At 47.4% G+C, this 14,667-nt stretch carries 15 protein-coding genes and 1 riboswitch; of the genes, 9 read left to right on the top strand and 6 right to left on the bottom strand.

Annotation, left to right across the window (positions count from 1 at the left end; all coding sequences use genetic code 11):
* Nucleotides 1–30: 30 nt before the first annotated feature.
* Complete coding sequence (locus KH172YL63_RS21125) at nucleotides 31–1,365, bottom strand: MFS transporter (protein WP_173107922.1); 1,335 nt, start codon at nucleotides 1,363–1,365, stop codon at nucleotides 31–33.
* Nucleotides 1,366–1,523: 158 nt separating this feature from the next.
* Between KH172YL63_RS21125 and KH172YL63_RS21120 the strand changes: the two genes are divergently transcribed.
* The 3 genes from KH172YL63_RS21120 to msrB all read left to right on the top strand — a co-directional run bounded on the left by KH172YL63_RS21120 (nucleotide 1,524) and on the right by msrB (nucleotide 3,664).
* Nucleotides 1,524–2,195 (top strand): haloacid dehalogenase type II, encoded by a 672-nt coding sequence (locus tag KH172YL63_RS21120; RefSeq protein ID WP_173107921.1) that lies wholly within the window; start codon nucleotides 1,524–1,526, stop codon nucleotides 2,193–2,195.
* Between the two features lie 185 nt (nucleotides 2,196–2,380).
* Nucleotides 2,381–2,710: a CHY zinc finger protein gene (locus KH172YL63_RS21115; protein ID WP_232066076.1), complete on the top strand. Its 330-nt coding sequence runs from the start codon at nucleotides 2,381–2,383 to the stop codon at nucleotides 2,708–2,710.
* A 6-nt stretch (nucleotides 2,711–2,716) separates the two neighbouring features.
* Nucleotides 2,717–3,664 (top strand): peptide-methionine (R)-S-oxide reductase MsrB, encoded by a 948-nt coding sequence (gene msrB, locus KH172YL63_RS21110; protein WP_173107920.1) that lies wholly within the window; start codon nucleotides 2,717–2,719, stop codon nucleotides 3,662–3,664.
* Nucleotides 3,665–3,693: 29 nt separating this feature from the next.
* Here msrB and KH172YL63_RS21105 read toward each other — a convergent pair whose 3' ends face one another.
* The 4 genes from KH172YL63_RS21105 to KH172YL63_RS21095 all read right to left on the bottom strand — a co-directional run bounded on the left by KH172YL63_RS21105 (nucleotide 3,694) and on the right by KH172YL63_RS21095 (nucleotide 7,113).
* Nucleotides 3,694–4,203: a DinB family protein gene (locus KH172YL63_RS21105; protein WP_173107919.1), complete on the bottom strand. Its 510-nt coding sequence runs from the start codon at nucleotides 4,201–4,203 to the stop codon at nucleotides 3,694–3,696.
* A gap of 122 nt (nucleotides 4,204–4,325) precedes the next feature.
* The gene (locus tag KH172YL63_RS21790) at nucleotides 4,326–4,460 is read right to left on the bottom strand and encodes a hypothetical protein (protein ID WP_269475179.1); all 135 of its coding nucleotides are present in this window, start codon (nucleotides 4,458–4,460) and stop codon (nucleotides 4,326–4,328) included.
* A gap of 146 nt (nucleotides 4,461–4,606) precedes the next feature.
* Nucleotides 4,607–6,154 (bottom strand): FAD-dependent oxidoreductase, encoded by a 1,548-nt coding sequence (locus KH172YL63_RS21100; RefSeq protein WP_173107918.1) that lies wholly within the window; start codon nucleotides 6,152–6,154, stop codon nucleotides 4,607–4,609.
* 116 nt (nucleotides 6,155–6,270) lie between these two features.
* Complete coding sequence (locus KH172YL63_RS21095; RefSeq protein WP_173107917.1) at nucleotides 6,271–7,113, bottom strand: bifunctional 5,10-methylenetetrahydrofolate dehydrogenase/5,10-methenyltetrahydrofolate cyclohydrolase; 843 nt, start codon at nucleotides 7,111–7,113, stop codon at nucleotides 6,271–6,273.
* A gap of 46 nt (nucleotides 7,114–7,159) precedes the next feature.
* Nucleotides 7,160–7,256, bottom strand: a riboswitch (ZMP/ZTP riboswitch).
* 199 nt (nucleotides 7,257–7,455) lie between these two features.
* Here KH172YL63_RS21095 and KH172YL63_RS21090 point away from each other — a divergent pair.
* The 4 genes from KH172YL63_RS21090 (at nucleotide 7,456) to KH172YL63_RS21075 (ending at nucleotide 10,131) form a co-directional block, all read left to right on the top strand.
* Nucleotides 7,456–7,815, top strand: coding sequence for a VOC family protein (locus tag KH172YL63_RS21090; protein WP_173107916.1), 360 nt, complete (start codon nucleotides 7,456–7,458; stop codon nucleotides 7,813–7,815).
* Nucleotides 7,816–7,975: 160 nt separating this feature from the next.
* Nucleotides 7,976–8,620 (top strand): YczE/YyaS/YitT family protein, encoded by a 645-nt coding sequence (locus KH172YL63_RS21085; protein ID WP_173107915.1) that lies wholly within the window; start codon nucleotides 7,976–7,978, stop codon nucleotides 8,618–8,620.
* 361 nt (nucleotides 8,621–8,981) lie between these two features.
* The gene (locus KH172YL63_RS21080; RefSeq protein ID WP_173107914.1) at nucleotides 8,982–9,455 is read left to right on the top strand and encodes a DinB family protein; all 474 of its coding nucleotides are present in this window, start codon (nucleotides 8,982–8,984) and stop codon (nucleotides 9,453–9,455) included.
* On the top strand, nucleotides 9,445–10,131 hold the full coding sequence (locus KH172YL63_RS21075) for a DNA alkylation repair protein (protein ID WP_173107913.1): 687 nt from the start codon (nucleotides 9,445–9,447) through the stop codon (nucleotides 10,129–10,131). The genes KH172YL63_RS21080 and KH172YL63_RS21075 overlap by 11 nt, the downstream gene beginning before the upstream one ends.
* 115 nt (nucleotides 10,132–10,246) lie before the next feature.
* Here the strand turns inward: KH172YL63_RS21075 and KH172YL63_RS21070 are convergent, their stop codons facing one another.
* Nucleotides 10,247–11,893, bottom strand: coding sequence for an L-lactate permease (locus KH172YL63_RS21070; protein ID WP_173107912.1), 1,647 nt, complete (start codon nucleotides 11,891–11,893; stop codon nucleotides 10,247–10,249).
* A 298-nt stretch (nucleotides 11,894–12,191) separates the two neighbouring features.
* Here KH172YL63_RS21070 and KH172YL63_RS21065 point away from each other — a divergent pair, with 298 nt between their 5' ends.
* Nucleotides 12,192–13,382 carry a glycine C-acetyltransferase gene (locus tag KH172YL63_RS21065; RefSeq protein ID WP_173107911.1) on the top strand — a complete coding sequence of 397 codons (1,191 nt, stop codon included), beginning with the start codon at nucleotides 12,192–12,194 and terminating at the stop codon, nucleotides 13,380–13,382.
* 89 nt (nucleotides 13,383–13,471) lie between these two features.
* A complete protein-coding gene (locus KH172YL63_RS21060; protein ID WP_173107910.1) occupies nucleotides 13,472–14,413 on the top strand; it encodes an L-threonine 3-dehydrogenase in 942 nt (313 codons plus the stop codon).
* Nucleotides 14,414–14,667: the final 254 nt, after the last annotated feature.

The raw sequence follows: 14,667 nt of genomic DNA, 5'->3' as shown, positions 1-14,667 counted from the left end.
CGCCGGGCAGAAAGCTGCCTGGCGTTCAAATCAATCGTATTTGATCCGCTGTTGATAGGTAAACAGGAGAATGAGTGACAGGATCATCAAGAGGATGAGGACCAGGAAGGTATGCTGAAAGGAGCTTACCGGGAAGTCTGCACCCCCTGATTCGACTATGATGCCGCCTAGGACAGAGCCTGATGCGCTGCCGACGAAGTGGATGAGCTGTTTCATTCCGATTCCGGAAGCCGTCAATTCTTTCGGCATGATCCGTGACACTTCGTTTGTGGAGCTCGATGAAAGACTCGAAAATCCGAAACTTGTAAACATGTACGCAGCCATGATCATGTATTCACTTTGCGGTGACAGGAGGTAGAATAAAATCGTCGACACGATGAGAAGGATATGGGCGAGAAACATCACCCTGATATTCCCGTAGTGGTCGATCAGCCTTCCCACATAGATGGCAGCCACCGCAGACAGCATCGCACCCGGAAAAATGATGAATCCGACGGCGGTAGGATTCTTGCCGAAAACATGCTGCAGCATAAGCGGCATGACGATCAAGATGGAGAAGTGGGTGGCGAATCCAAGGAAGCTCATATAGAGAAGCTGTCTGTATCCTTTATTCCGAATCAAAGCCGGCTGTATGAAGGGGATTTCAATGCGATGGATGCGGAACCATAATCCACCGAGTGAGATGACCGCTCCTGCGAAATAAATCCATTGATAGGTAGAGATGAAGAGTAGGAAAAACGTAATCCCGATTCCGGTCAACAACCCTCCCCACACATCGAAATATCCTTTCTTTGTTCCTTCGTCCGGCAGGATCCGGTAGAGCACCGGGATCATTCCAAGGACACACAATGTGATTAAAAATAAATAATTCCAATTGAAATGATCGGTAATCACCCCGCCGACAACCGGTCCCAACCCAAATCCAAGGGATGAAGCTGAAGCGATCATGGCGAGTGCCCGGCCCCTTCTATGCATAGGGATGAACCGTCCGGCAAACACCATTGACAAACCTGGAATCGCTGCTGCCCCAGCCGCTTGCAAAAGACGTGAGACCAGAAGCCATGCGAAAGAATCGGCGAAGAATCCGGTAAAAGAAGCAAGACCGAAAATAGAAATACCGAGGATCAGCAATCGTTTAATCGGTATATAATCAGCCAGGCGGGTATAAGTGATGGTGCATATGGCAAGGACAATCGAGTAGCCCGATACAATCCATGCGCCCTCAGACGGTTTCAGTGAGAAATCTTTTAAGACATTCGGCAGTGCGACGTTGAACATCGTCGTATTCATGACCACAAGCCAGATCGTCAGGCTTAAGAAAAGGATCGTCCTCGTATGGGAAGAGGAATGTTGGTCTTCAGCCATGCTTGATCACCTCCTGTATATATTTAGATACTCGAAGGGAATATACCATAAAGCTCCAAGGATGAAAAAGAATTCGCCTGCCTGCAAACCGGCAGAAAAAAGTTTAATTTTTGAAAAAGAGTCTATTATATTTAAAAGAATCTGTGAGGAGGATCTGTATGTCTAAACTCAATATAAAAGCGTTTGTGTTTGATGCGTACGGGACGTTATTCGATGTCCATTCCGTGATTGAAAAATGCAATGAATTGTTCCCCGATAAAGGGGAGGAAATCAGTCAGGTGTGGCGTCAGAAGCAGCTGGAGTACAGCTTTCTCCGTCAGCTGATGGGTACGTATGCGACGTTCTTCTCCATCACGAAGGATGCTCTTCACTATGCTTGTGTCCAAGCGGAAGTTGATCTTACTGATGAAAAGGAAAAGGTATTATTAGAGGCGTATTTAAAGCTCACTCACTATGATGAAGTGGAAAGTGTATTGGACCGGCTTCAATCATATCAAACAGCGATTTTTTCAAATGGCTCCCCTGACATGCTTTCACCACTAGTGGATCAGTCCCCGTTTTCTCACTTACTGGATAGGGTGCTGACAGTGAATGAAGTGAAGCAGTTCAAGCCGACACCGATGTCTTACCAGCTGGTGCTGAAGGAGCTTGGCGTCAAAAGGGAGGAAGTGCTGTTCATGTCGTCGAATCCATGGGATATTGCAGGAGCCGCAAACTTCGGATTCAACACAGCCTGGATCAACCGACAGGATAAGGTAATGGATGAACTGGGCGTGAAACCTGATTATGTGTACAAAGATCTGACTGGCATCACCGAACATATCAACTAAGGAAAGGTCTGTCTCCTGATGGGGGACGGACCTTTGTCCTTTTAAGGTCACTTGAAGAATCTTCCCCCTCCCATTCCGTGATCATTCATTGTATAGTACAGATAGATGATTCGATCCCGTTTTAGCAGGAATATCATACAAGAAGATCGAAAACGGACTGTATGCTTTCAAAAGGGAGGATTTCCATGACTGAAAAGATGATCCCGGTATCTGGTGTCGAAGTGGATTCGGAAACAAGATGCAAGCATTATCGGACAAAGGCAGATATCATTGCCATTAAATTTAAATGCTGTGACACGTACTACCCTTGCCATGCCTGCCATGATGAAGTGGCTGACCATGCCCCCGTGCTGTGGTCGGCTGATGAATGGAACGCAAAAGCGATTCTTTGCGGCGCATGCAAGGGCGAGTTGACGATTTTACAATATATGAATTGCCAATCGGTCTGTCCCCACTGCCAGGCATCCTTCAACCCGGGCTGCCAAAATCATTATCATCTCTATTTTGAGGGGTGAAGTGAAATGAAAAATGTTGAGACCGCAATATTTGCAGGCGGCTGTTTCTGGTGTATGGTGGAGCCGTTTGAAGATCAGGAGGGGATCAAGTCGGTCGTATCCGGTTACACCGGAGGATCGACGGAGAACCCGTCATATAAAGAAGTGGTTTCTGGAGAAAGTGGCCATTATGAAGCGGTGCAGATCACGTTCGATCCGGGCATATTCCCGTATGAACAGCTACTTGACCTGTACTGGAGGCAGATCGACCCGACCGATCCCGGTGGGCAGTTCAAGGATCGGGGAAGTTCTTACCGGACCGCCATTTTCTATCACAATGATCATCAAAGGGAGCTGGCTGAAAGATCGAAGGAACTGCTTGAAGAGAGCGGAAAGTTCACGGATCCGATTGTGACAGAAATCCTGCCGGCAAGACCGTTCTACCGTGCCGAAGAGTATCACCAGGAATTTCATAGGAAAAACGCCTTCCGTTATGCTCTCTACAAGAGGAGCAGGGAAGATTTTCTGAAGAAGTATTGGCCGAAAGACCGGTCTTATTTAAAGAAACAGCTGTCAGATCTGCAATACTTCGTCACCCAGGAAAACGGGACCGAGCCTCCCTATGAAAATGAGTATTGGGATAATACCCGGGAAGGAATATATGTGGATATTGTATCAGGAGAGCCGATATTTACTTCCAGGGATCAATATGACAGCGGCTGTGGCTGGCCAAGCTTTACAAAGCCGGTGATGGATGCAAGCGTAAACGAGCGATATGACCTTTCCCACCGCTCCACCCGGGTGGAAGTGAGAAGCAGGGAAGCGGATTCCCATCTCGGCCATGTCTTTACCGACGGACCGGGACCAAAGGGTCTGAGGTATTGCATCAACTCTGCCGCATTGAGATTCATCCCGAAAGAGAAGCTCGAAGAAGAAGGATACGGGGATTTTTTGCTTTTATTTCGTGGAACGTAAGAGACATGGCGGAGCGCCATATCTCTTTTTTACCTTTCAGTCTTGGACCAAAGGTCTTCAATGCCTTGGACCCTTTTGATGGACGTGATGGTCCCCTGGTGCAGTCCTTCGTGCCAGTTGGCGAATGACAGCACTTCACCGATCGTGGTGAATGTCGTGTTGCCGCCAAGCACAAACGGTTTCTCCCCGGTCTCATCAAGGCGGCCGGAGAATGTTTCCCTCAGGCGCTTCGGCTGTGCCTCAAGATGTTCCCTCAGTTCCGCCAAAGATGGAGGGACAAGCGTGCCCCATGTTTCAGGACTTGTGTTGAAACTGAACAGCTCATCATACGTTGGCGGAAGAGATTTCTGTTCGTTTTCCCCTGCGAAAGAGTAAACAAGGTTCTCATGAGATAAAAGGATATGCCCCAGGTTCCATCGGATCGAATTCCTGAATCCTGAAGGTATCTCGTCTGCATGTGCTTCCGTCGTCGTATCCAGTGCCGCGATGGTCCGCTGGCGGATAAAATCCATCTGTTGAAAAAGCATGTGATCATTCATATGTATACCCCCTTTCCCTTACATATTCGGGGTATGGCCGTTGATTCCTCTTCATAACTCATGAAAAAAGACTAACCTTGCTTGTAAAGGTTAGTCTTTCAGTTCGGGTCCTGCTATGGTGGCTAATCCTGCGGGCGGTTCTTCTTCGTGTTTTCCTGCCCGGTTGTGAACTCCACCAATTCAGAGCTCGTACGATTTCCTTTTTTCGCATTCGTATTGCTTTGGGCATTGCGGTTGCCTTTTTTAGTGCGACCCATCGATATCATCCTTCCCTGATTTAGTCACTGAAGCATTTATAGTGTGGGGAGAATGTCAGGAAATATTCTCAAAGGGAAAGCGACAAAATATGTCATTATCCTTGTATGGTCCGGTTATTTCCCCGGCTATATTCGACACGAGTTGATCAGAGGTCCGTCCCTCCATTGAAGGTTGGGAGTGGTTCCTTGGCAGGGCCTTCAAGGACGGTGCCGTCGATGGAGAAGCGGGAGCCGTGGCATGGGCAGTCCCATGTGTGGTCTCCGTGGTTCCATTCTGTTTCGCAGCCGAGGTGGGTGCAGGTGGCATCGACGAGGTGAAGTTTTCCGGCTTCATCCCTGTAGCCCCCACAGCGTCGCCCTTTATGGTTGACGATTGCGCCTTCCCCCTTCTTAAGCTCTCCTGGCTTCATGGTTGGAATCTGCAACTTTCCTGATATGAATTCAACGGCAACATTCGTGTTTTCCATAATGAAATGTTTGATGCTTGGATCTGCCGTAAACCTGGATGGGGTATACAGGTCGGCGTAAATATGATGATTTCCAAGGATCTGGTCAGAGAGGATTTGCCCGGCAAGCGTGCCTGAGGTCATGCCCCATTTATTGAATCCTGTTGCCACAAAGATTGAAGAATGTTTCTCCGTCAATTTTCCGATGTAAGGGACTTTATCCAATGTGATCAGGTCCTGGGCAGACCATCGGTAACGGACTTCCTCCACGCCGATCACTTCTTCCCCGAATGCTTTCAGGGCATCATAGTGTTCGGTTGTATCTCTTCCTTGGCCGGCCTTGTGCTTTTCCCCTCCGATCAGGATGAGTTCCTCTCCACTCTGACCGATGGCAGCGCGCAGCGAACGGACAGGATCTTCGGCACTTAAGTACATGCCTCCCGGGAAGGTGTTCTTCGCTTTGACCCCAAGGATGTACGACCGTTCAGCGTGCATCTTCGTGAAATAGAAGCCCATTCCATCGTAAAAAGGAAAGTGGGTGCATATGACCGCATACTCACTGTCCAGATGGTAGCCGTCTGCTGTCACGACCTGGGTGCTGTTCCCTTCATTGATAGTTTTGGCCGCCGTCCCTTCGAAGATCTGACCGCCCATTGATGTATATGCATCAATCAAGGCCTTTAAGTATTTCAGGGGATGAAACTGAGCCTGATCTTTCATCACGACGGCATTATTGATGGGCATGTCGATAGGCAATTCGTTGACAAGCTCCCCGTTGATCCCGAGCTTTTGATAAGCTTCGTATTCCTTTGCGACCTTTTTGGCATAATGGTCCGACGTCGAGTAGATATAGGAATCTTCATGTGAAAAGTGACAATCGATGTGAAGGGTTTCGACTGTTTCCTTGATGAATTGTAGGGCTTTCGTTTGAGATCGATAATACTTCCTTGCAAATTCCTCCCCGAAATGGTGGATGAGTTCATCGTAGATCAATCCGTGCTGTGCAGAAATTTTAGCTGTGGTATGCCCCGTTGTTCCGTTCAAAAGACGGCCGGCTTCAATAAGGGCCACCTTTTTCCCGCCTTTGGCAAGCAGGTATGCAGTCGTCATGCCTGCGATCCCGCCGCCGACCACGGTGACATCCGGTTTAATATTCTGATCAAGTTTCTTGAAAGAGGGCAGTGCGGCGGTTTCCCGCCAATAGGGTTCAGGTGTGCCGGGAAAAGCTTTGTCAGATTGAAAGTCCATGATAACGCTCCTTTATCTTTCGCTTCCCTATCATTCTCTCCCCGTGATCAAGAAAAAATAAGTCCGATAACAAAAAAGACTGACCCGTCATGGAGTCAGTCTCATCAGATGATTCATTATGCAGTTCCGTATTTCTCGGCAGAATCGACGGTCTGTTTTAGCAGCATGGAGATGGTGACAGGGCCCACACCGCCGGGAACAGGGGTGATGGCGCTTGCCTTTTCGTAGCATGCTTCATAGTCGACGTCACCGACATTGCCTTTGTTGTAGCCGGCATCCAGGACGACAGCTCCTTCTTTTAACCAGTCACCTTTGATGAAGTTCGGCTTCCCGACAGCTGCGACGACGATATCGGCATGTGCGAGCATGGCAGGTAGATCCTCTGTATACGAATGACATGTCGTGACCGTGGCGTTCCGGTTCAATAACATCATCGAAACCGGCTTTCCGAGGATCGGGCTTCTTCCAACCACGACGGCATGCTTCCCTTCAAGGGATACACCATAATAATCGATGATGCTCATGATCGCAGCCGGCGTGCAGGATGGATATTCACCGAATCCCAATGAGTTTTGACCGAAGCCCTGACTTGTGACCCCGTCCACATCTTTTTCTATGGAGATGGCTTCAAAAGCCGCCCGCTCATCGATATGGTCGGGAACAGGGTGCTGTAAGAGAATCCCATGGACCGAAGTATCCTCATTCAGCTCGTTGATGATATCAAGCAGTTCCTCCGTTGTCGTTTCTTTCGGGAGGTGGATCCTTCTTGATTCCATCCCGATTTTCCCACAGGCATTCCCTTTCATTTTGACATACGTGGCAGACGACGGATCGTCCCCGACAAGCACTGTCGCGAGACAAGGGGTGATGCCCTTCTCTTTTAATTCAGCGACCCTCGACTTCAGGCTTTCTTTTACCTCAGATGCTACAAGTTTCCCGTCTAATACTAGTGGTTCCACTGCAATCCCTCCTGATTATAGTAAAAAAAGACAAGGGTTCCCCCTTGCCTTCTGCCCAGGCGAACGGCTAATGGCTTCAATTTCGTACGATTCGCAGCTCCCTTGTGGTTGATTCCACGTTTTCGCCAGTCACTGCTTCATTTATGTTTGCTCAATTTGATTGTAACACGAATATAAAATTAATTTCTAGTAGTAATGTTCGTGTTTTTGTAAAAACTACATCAAAAGACTGAGAGAAGACTCCTTCTAATTCCGTACCTTCTTTGCCTTCCAATAGATGATGCAGGCTGATGGCGGGTCTTATACACTGTAGGGACTTTGAAGAAGGTAAGGAGATTTAAAATGAAATTGCATCACATTGGCATGAATGTCAAAAGTCTGGAACAGTCCAAGGCATTCTATCAAACCTATTTTGGATTCGAGGAAGAAATGTACCTGGAATGGGGATGCGAAAGTATCCTTTTTCTGAAAAAAGAAGATTTCCGGCTTGAGCTGATAGAAGAAGCGGGAGAAGAAAGGGGAACGGGACGGACTTTTGTTCATATTGCCTTGAGTGTAGAGAACCTGGAATATGAGCTTGAGGTCTTGAAAAGTAAGGGGCTGCTGCCTGTCGAAGGTCCGCTCCTTCTTGAAAATGGATGGAAGGTCGCCTTTTTCTTTGGACCTGAAGGGGAAATCATTGAGCTTGTTGAGGAAGGTTGAGGTTGATTTCTCTATGTAAAGCCTGGTGGGAAGATACATTTTTACCAGGCTGTTAACCCCACCAACCCCATAGGTTTTATGAAATTTTTTTGTCGTGGATTCTGTGATACAGTTATCCGGGTAATAAAATGAACTGACTATGGTATAGGTAGGGATTTTCATGAATAGAGAAAAGGTATTACGCTGGTCGTTTTTCTTTGTGGGCCTTCTGGTGCTGTCATTTGGCATTAGCTTGACGATCAAAGGAAAGGATCTTGGAATCGGACCTTGGGACGTGTTTCATTATGGATTGTTCAAGCAGCTTGGACTGACCATCGGCACCTGGTCCATCATTGTAGGATTTATCATCTTGTTCGTGACAGGTGTCGGGACCCGATCATTCCCGAAAGCCGGCGCGTTTATCAATATGTTGTTAATCGGTATTTTCATAGATGTATTCAATTACTTACTGCCGGATCCCCACACTTTATGGGCACAAATCGTCGTGTTTGCTGCCGGGGTCGTCGTAATCGGCTATGGGATTGGTCTGTATGTATCAGCAAATCTGGGAGCAGGACCGCGGGACAGCCTCATGCTGCTAGTCGTTGAAAAGACAGGCTGGAAAATCCAATGGGTGCGTAACGGCATGGAAGTCATTGTTTTCTTCTTTGGCTGGCTGCTCGGAGGGCCGGTCGGGATCGGAACGGTCCTCATTGCCCTCGGACTCGGATCGATCGTTGGTGTTTCACTGCCGCAAAGCAAAAAACTGCTGCATTTCTTCCTGATGAGGCAAATGACGAAAAGAGACAATCCTTTGGCAAGCTAAGGGTTGTCTTTTTTTATGACAGCTGCTGGAGATTTTTCGACAAAAAGATCATAAAATTGGAAAGGGGATCATATTTCAGGATCCCAGATTATAAATCCGGAAGCCGGCTCATATATGAAAAAAGTGGATCATAAATAGTGAAAACCGGCTCATAAATGCTGTTGGGACAGACGTTTTGCCTGACTGTACCCTTTCAACCAGGCTTCTTTTCCCCGTTTTCCTGTCCTACCGTTCAAAATGCTCTCATTTTGATCGATTTTTTTATGAAAAGGAACCCAAACTCCTCTCATAAATAAAAAAAGGTTTTCTCCCTCCAAAGACAGAAGTATGAAAAGAGCCCCACAGACAGGAGAGGATTTGTTTGGATCATAAATTGGGTTACCATCTATGGGCAACCGATAAGTTGCTCGATCATTTGGATTCGCTGGAGGATTCCGTCTTTCATGCTGAGATTCAAAGCGTGTTCCCTTCGATTGAACGGACGCTTTATCACCAATATGAAGTGGATGCCCTTTGGTTTTCACGATTGAGGAAACAAGAGAGGCCGTTGGAAGTGGATCGGTTTTCAACTGCATCAGAATGCAAAAAGTATTTTCAAAAATTGCATCGTGAAATCGCCGAGTGGGAGTATGAAGGTGGGGACATCTTATATCAAACGTCAGATGGAGAAGCCTTCGAAAATGCTACAGAAGAAATTCTGTACCATATCGTCAATCACGGTACGTATCACCGGGGGAATATCTCCGCCATGCTCTGGCAGTTGGGTGAAAAAGGCGTTTCAACAGACTATATTTATTACGTCCGCGAGAAGGAGGAACGAGAAAATGAGTCATGAATATGCAGATAAAATCATTGCCGTATTGAAAGAACATGAACATATTGAAAACCAGGGAGCGATGTCGGCTTATTTAAAGGATCAGTTTCAGTTTTTCGGGATTAAGTCACCTGAACGGAAGGAACTGCTGAAAGTATTTCTGAAAGAACACGGCAAACCTTCGATTGAAGAATGTCCGTCCATTGTACGGGACCTATGGGCTCAGCCGGAAAGGGAGTGCCAGTATGTCGCCCTCGCCCTTCTGGATAAACAGGCAAGGTATTTAACGAAGGAACATCTGCCGCTATTGGAGGAGATGATTGTCACGAAGTCGTGGTGGGATACAATTGACCACATTGCTTCCAATCACGTAGGGAAGATTTATCAATCGGAGGAAGACGATGCCTATTTAGAAAAATGGATTCACTCCGGGAATATGTGGCTGAACCGGACCGCGATTCTGCACCAGCTGAAATACAAGGGCAATACGGATAAAGACCGGTTATTCAGGTATATCCTCATGCATAACAAATCAAAGGAATTCTTTATACAGAAAGCGATCGGCTGGGTGCTGAGAGAATATTCCAAAACCGACCCTGAATCAGTGAAGCATTTTATCGAAACAGAGGAGCTCGCCCCTTTGAGCAAGAGGGAAGGTTTGAAGCATCTGAATCGGCAAGCTGCCGTGGTGAAGTAATGCACCGTGCGGGGAAGGTGACACCCGCCGGCGGGATCTTACATATCCCCAACATAAATCCGGACAATTCGAAGACCACCACTGGTTTTCGAACCGTCCGGATTTTCTTTTTTTCTTATTGAAACACGTAAAGGACAGCTGCCCCGATCATCCCGGATAAGAGTACATAAAGCATCATCGGTACGATCGTGGTCCGGATGATCTGGCCTTCTTTTCCGCTCAGATGCACAACGGAAGCGGCGGCCACTACGTTCAGGACGCATACCATGTTTCCGGCATTTGCCCCGAGGACCTGCAGGGATAATACGGTTTGCGGATCGACGCCGATCTGTTCTGCCACACTGAACTGGAAGAGGGAGAACATCATATTACTGAATGTGGCGCTCCCTGAAATGAATGAGCCGAGTGCGCCGATAAGTGGGGCGACGAAGGGCCAGCCTTCCCCGACCAGGCCTGAAACGAGTGTTGCAAGTTCCATCGGCATACTGACCAATCCACTTTCATTCACGCTGGAGTTAATGAAGATTCTCACCATCGGCACGGCGGCCATCAATGAAACGATACTTCCTTGGATCGTGAGAAATGATTGATGGAAGGTTTTCTTGATTTCATTCTTGTTCATCTTATGGATGAAGATTGTCATCATTACGACAAGAATAAAGATGGTACCCGGAAGGTAAAGAGGCTCGAACTGGGTGGAAATTTCGGTCCCCAGAATATGCTCCCACCGGACTGTCACACTTTTGAGCCATGCTTTTACCGGCAATATATCAAGACGGGTCATCACTAGGAAGATTGCTACAAGCAAGTACGGGACCCAGGCCAACCAGATCGGCATTGCTTTGCCAGGAACGGATTCTGCCCTTGTTGCCTCCTCACTTTCAAAATCCCACGCTTCATCCGGTAATAAGAAACCTTTCCTCGCAGCCGGTATCACGATCAGCAAGCCGGCGAGCCCTCCTATGATTGAAGGGAATTCAGGGCCGAGAAAAAGGGCTACAAGCAACGCCGGGAGTGTAAACGAGAACCCTGCAAAGAGAGAGAATTTCCATAATGCAAGTCCTTCTTTCCATGAACGGTTACGGCCGAAGAAACGGGTCAGCATCGTCACGAGTAAGAGAGGGATCAAGCTGCCTACGAATAAATCAATGCTCACGGCCTGGGCGGCCACCTCACTTAAATAGTCGATCATCGGCTGGTTGCCGACCGCCTGCTCAACTTTAGTCGCTAGAGCCCCGCCCTGCCGGAGGCCCTGATCGATCCCTACCATGACGGGGGTCCCGACAGCGCCGAAAGAGACGGCGCTGCTATCGGCAATCAGGGCGAGCGACACGGCAGCAAGTGGCGGGAAACCGAGCGCAACGAGCAATGGGGCTGCGAGTGCAGCGGGCGTTCCGAAGCCGGCAGCCCCTTCAATGAATGATCCGAAAAGCCATGCAATGATGATGACCTGAACGCGGCGGTCAGGGGAAATCACAGAGAATCCATTTCGGATCGTTTCCATTGCACCGCTGTTTTGCAATGTATTGAGTAACAGGATGGCGCCGAATACAATCCAAAGGATCGTGAAGGCGATGATCATCCCTTCGATTGTCGCAGCGCTGATTTCAACAAATGGAATTTTCCAAATCACAAGGCTGAGCAGGACCGTCATGAAGAAACTGATCGGCATTGCAATCGAAGCGGGTAAACGCAGAATGATAAGAAAAATGAGAACGGCCAAGACCGGAGTCAAGGATGTGATGAGTTCGAGTACAGACATGATGTCACCTACTTTTTATTTATATTTTTATTGTAATACAAGATTGCTCATCATTTCACAAACTTTGTGGATTATTTATGACAGTTTCCACAGGGCTGACTCGCCTGAAGTTTTTTTCGATTATCGGGTACACTAATATATGTGCTGAATGCGAAGATAATTTTTGTCCATCACGAAAAAACATGTTAAACTAAGAAGCAGAATAATGATGAGAAAATACTAAGAAACAACGGATAAATATTGTGTTTTTGGAGTGGACATTTGTTTTTAAACGCTTACATAACGGGAGGACGAGTACATGACAAGTAAGACATTAGATCATTTTTTACAAGAAAATCTTGAAGATTTAAAATCACGTGGTTTATACAATGAAATCGATCCATTGCAAGGTGCGAATGGACCTGTGATTACGATTAATGGAAAGAAACTTGTGAACCTTTCTTCCAATAACTATCTTGGGCTTGCGACAGATGAGCGCTTGAAGAAAGTAGCGATCGAAGCAGTGAAGGAGTACGGCGTCGGCGCTGGTGCGGTCCGTACGATCAACGGGACGCTTGATCTTCATGTGAAGCTTGAGGAAAAGCTTGCGAAGTTTAAGGGAACAGAAGCAGCGATTGCGTATCAATCTGGGTTCAACTGCAATATGGCGGCCATTTCAGCGGTGATGGACAAGCATGATGCGATCCTTTCTGATGAGCTGAACCATGCGTCGATCATTGACGGATGCCGTTTATCCAAAGCGAAGATCATCCGCTTTGGTCACTCGGATATGGAAGATCTTCGTGCAAAAGCGAAAGAAGCGAAGGAATCGGGCCTTTACAAGAAAATCATGATCATCACTGACGGTGTGTTCTCAATGGACGGAGATGTGTGTAAACTTCCGGAAATCGTTGAGATCGCAGAAGAGTTCGACATCATGACGTATGTGGATGATGCCCACGGTTCAGGTGTCCTTGGAAAAGGTGCAGGGACGGTCAAGCACTTCGGACTTGCTGATAAAGTCGATTTCCAAATGGGTACGTTATCGAAAGCGATCGGTGTTGTCGGAGGATATGTTGCAGGAACGCAGAATCTGATCGACTGGCTGAAGGTCCGTTCACGTCCATTCCTATTCTCTACTTCATTGACGCCGGCAGATGTGACGGCTTGTACAGAAGCGCTTGATCTTATCATGAACTCGACTGAACTTCAGGATAATATGTGGGAAAACAGCCGCTATCTGAAAGAGAAACTGACAGAGCTCGGATTTGATATCGGAAACAGTGAAACGCCTATCACACCTGTCATCATCGGAGAAGAGCAGGCAACACAGAATTTCAGTAAACGCCTGTATGAAGAAAGGGTTTATGCGAAATCAATCGTGTTCCCAACGGTGCCACGGGGAACAGGCCGTGTAAGAAATATGCCTTCGGCTGCGCATACGAAGGAAATGCTGGATCAGGCGATCGCAGCGTATGAGAAAGTCGGAAAAGAAATGGGCATCATTTAAGTTTTGCCAGAAACAAGAATGGGGCTGCCTGAACGGGCCAGCCCTGTCTGTGTGATTCAACACCAAAGGGAAATGCAGGAGGAAAGACGATGAAAAGAATTTTAGTAACGGGTGCACTTGGACAAATCGGTTCTGAGCTCACCAATAAGCTCCGTGATGTATACGGAACAGACAATGTGATCGCGACGGATATCCGTGAGACGGACAGTCCGGTCGTCAAGAATGGCCCTTTTGAACAGCTTGATGTGACAGACGGTGAGAGAATGTTTGATATCGCGAAAACGAACAATGTCGATACGGTCATTCACCTGGCGGCTCTATTATCGGCGACGGCAGAAGCCAAGCCGCTGCTTGCCTGGAATCTAAACATGGGTGGTCTCGTGAATGCCCTTGAAACGTCACGGGAACTTGATTGCCAATTCTTCACGCCAAGTTCTATCGGGGCATTTGGTCCGTCAACGCCTAAAAATGAGACGCCACAGGATACAATCATGCGCCCGACGACGATGTACGGTGTAAATAAAGTGTCTGGTGAGCTTCTGTCTGATTACTATTTCACGAAATTCGGTGTGGATACGAGAGGCCTTCGCTTCCCTGGATTGATTTCATATGAAACGCTGCCAGGCGGCGGGACGACTGATTATGCAGTTGAAATCTACTATGAAGCGATTAAAAATAATCACTATACTTCTTATATCGGTGAAGGGACGTACATGGATATGATGTATATGCCGGATGCCCTCAATGCCATCATCGACTTGATGGAAGCAGACGGTTCCAAGCTTGAGCACCGCAACTCCTTCAACGTGTCTGCGATGAGCGTGGCACCTGAGGATGTCGCACAAGCGATCCGTGTCCACCAGCCGGACTTCAGTCTGGACTATGCCGTAGACCCAGTGCGCCAGGGCATAGCAGAAAGCTGGCCAAACGCGATCGACTCCAGCGCAGCCATGAACGAATGGGGCTTCAAGGCAGAATACGACCTGGCCAAGATGACTGCAGATATGTTGGATAAATTAAAAACAAAATAAATCTCATTTTGAAAGTTAGCTGACGACCTGTTGAAGTGGTTGTCGGCTTTTTTTAGGCTCTTTTCGCATAGATTGTTGCTATTATTAGATGTTAATGTGAGCATTGTAGCTTCAGTAATTTGAGACTGCGTAATAAATCAATGAATCAAGGGGAATGTACTTGAATTAAGTTTATCACTACTATTTAGAAGATGAATAAGCAGTTAATTCCGTAATTTTTGGTTTTTATCTTGGATGGTTGATTGGAGCGGAAG

The sequence above is a fragment of the Bacillus sp. KH172YL63 genome (assembly GCF_011398925.1).
GTDB lineage: Bacteria > Bacillota > Bacilli > Bacillales > Bacillaceae_B > Rossellomorea.
This window is presented reverse-complemented; position numbering and strand designations above follow the sequence as displayed.

What these genes read in the sequence shown, in the direction of transcription:
- KH172YL63_RS21125 (WP_173107922.1), bottom strand. Translation starts at nt 1,365, where the DNA reads ATGGCTGAAGACCAACATTCCTCTTCCCATACGAGGACGATCCTTTTC.
- KH172YL63_RS21120 (WP_173107921.1), top strand. Translation starts at nt 1,524, where the DNA reads ATGTCTAAACTCAATATAAAAGCGTTTGTGTTTGATGCGTACGGGACG.
- KH172YL63_RS21115 (WP_232066076.1), top strand. Translation starts at nt 2,381, where the DNA reads ATGACTGAAAAGATGATCCCGGTATCTGGTGTCGAAGTGGATTCGGAA.
- msrB (WP_173107920.1), top strand. Translation starts at nt 2,717, where the DNA reads ATGAAAAATGTTGAGACCGCAATATTTGCAGGCGGCTGTTTCTGGTGT.
- KH172YL63_RS21105 (WP_173107919.1), bottom strand. Translation starts at nt 4,203, where the DNA reads ATGAATGATCACATGCTTTTTCAACAGATGGATTTTATCCGCCAGCGG.
- KH172YL63_RS21790 (WP_269475179.1), bottom strand. Translation starts at nt 4,460, where the DNA reads ATGGGTCGCACTAAAAAAGGCAACCGCAATGCCCAAAGCAATACGAAT.
- KH172YL63_RS21100 (WP_173107918.1), bottom strand. Translation starts at nt 6,154, where the DNA reads ATGGACTTTCAATCTGACAAAGCTTTTCCCGGCACACCTGAACCCTAT.
- KH172YL63_RS21090 (WP_173107916.1), top strand. Translation starts at nt 7,456, where the DNA reads ATGAAATTGCATCACATTGGCATGAATGTCAAAAGTCTGGAACAGTCC.
- KH172YL63_RS21085 (WP_173107915.1), top strand. Translation starts at nt 7,976, where the DNA reads ATGAATAGAGAAAAGGTATTACGCTGGTCGTTTTTCTTTGTGGGCCTT.
- KH172YL63_RS21075 (WP_173107913.1), top strand. Translation starts at nt 9,445, where the DNA reads ATGAGTCATGAATATGCAGATAAAATCATTGCCGTATTGAAAGAACAT.
- KH172YL63_RS21070 (WP_173107912.1), bottom strand. Translation starts at nt 11,893, where the DNA reads ATGTCTGTACTCGAACTCATCACATCCTTGACTCCGGTCTTGGCCGTT.
- KH172YL63_RS21065 (WP_173107911.1), top strand. Translation starts at nt 12,192, where the DNA reads ATGACAAGTAAGACATTAGATCATTTTTTACAAGAAAATCTTGAAGAT.
- KH172YL63_RS21060 (WP_173107910.1), top strand. Translation starts at nt 13,472, where the DNA reads ATGAAAAGAATTTTAGTAACGGGTGCACTTGGACAAATCGGTTCTGAG.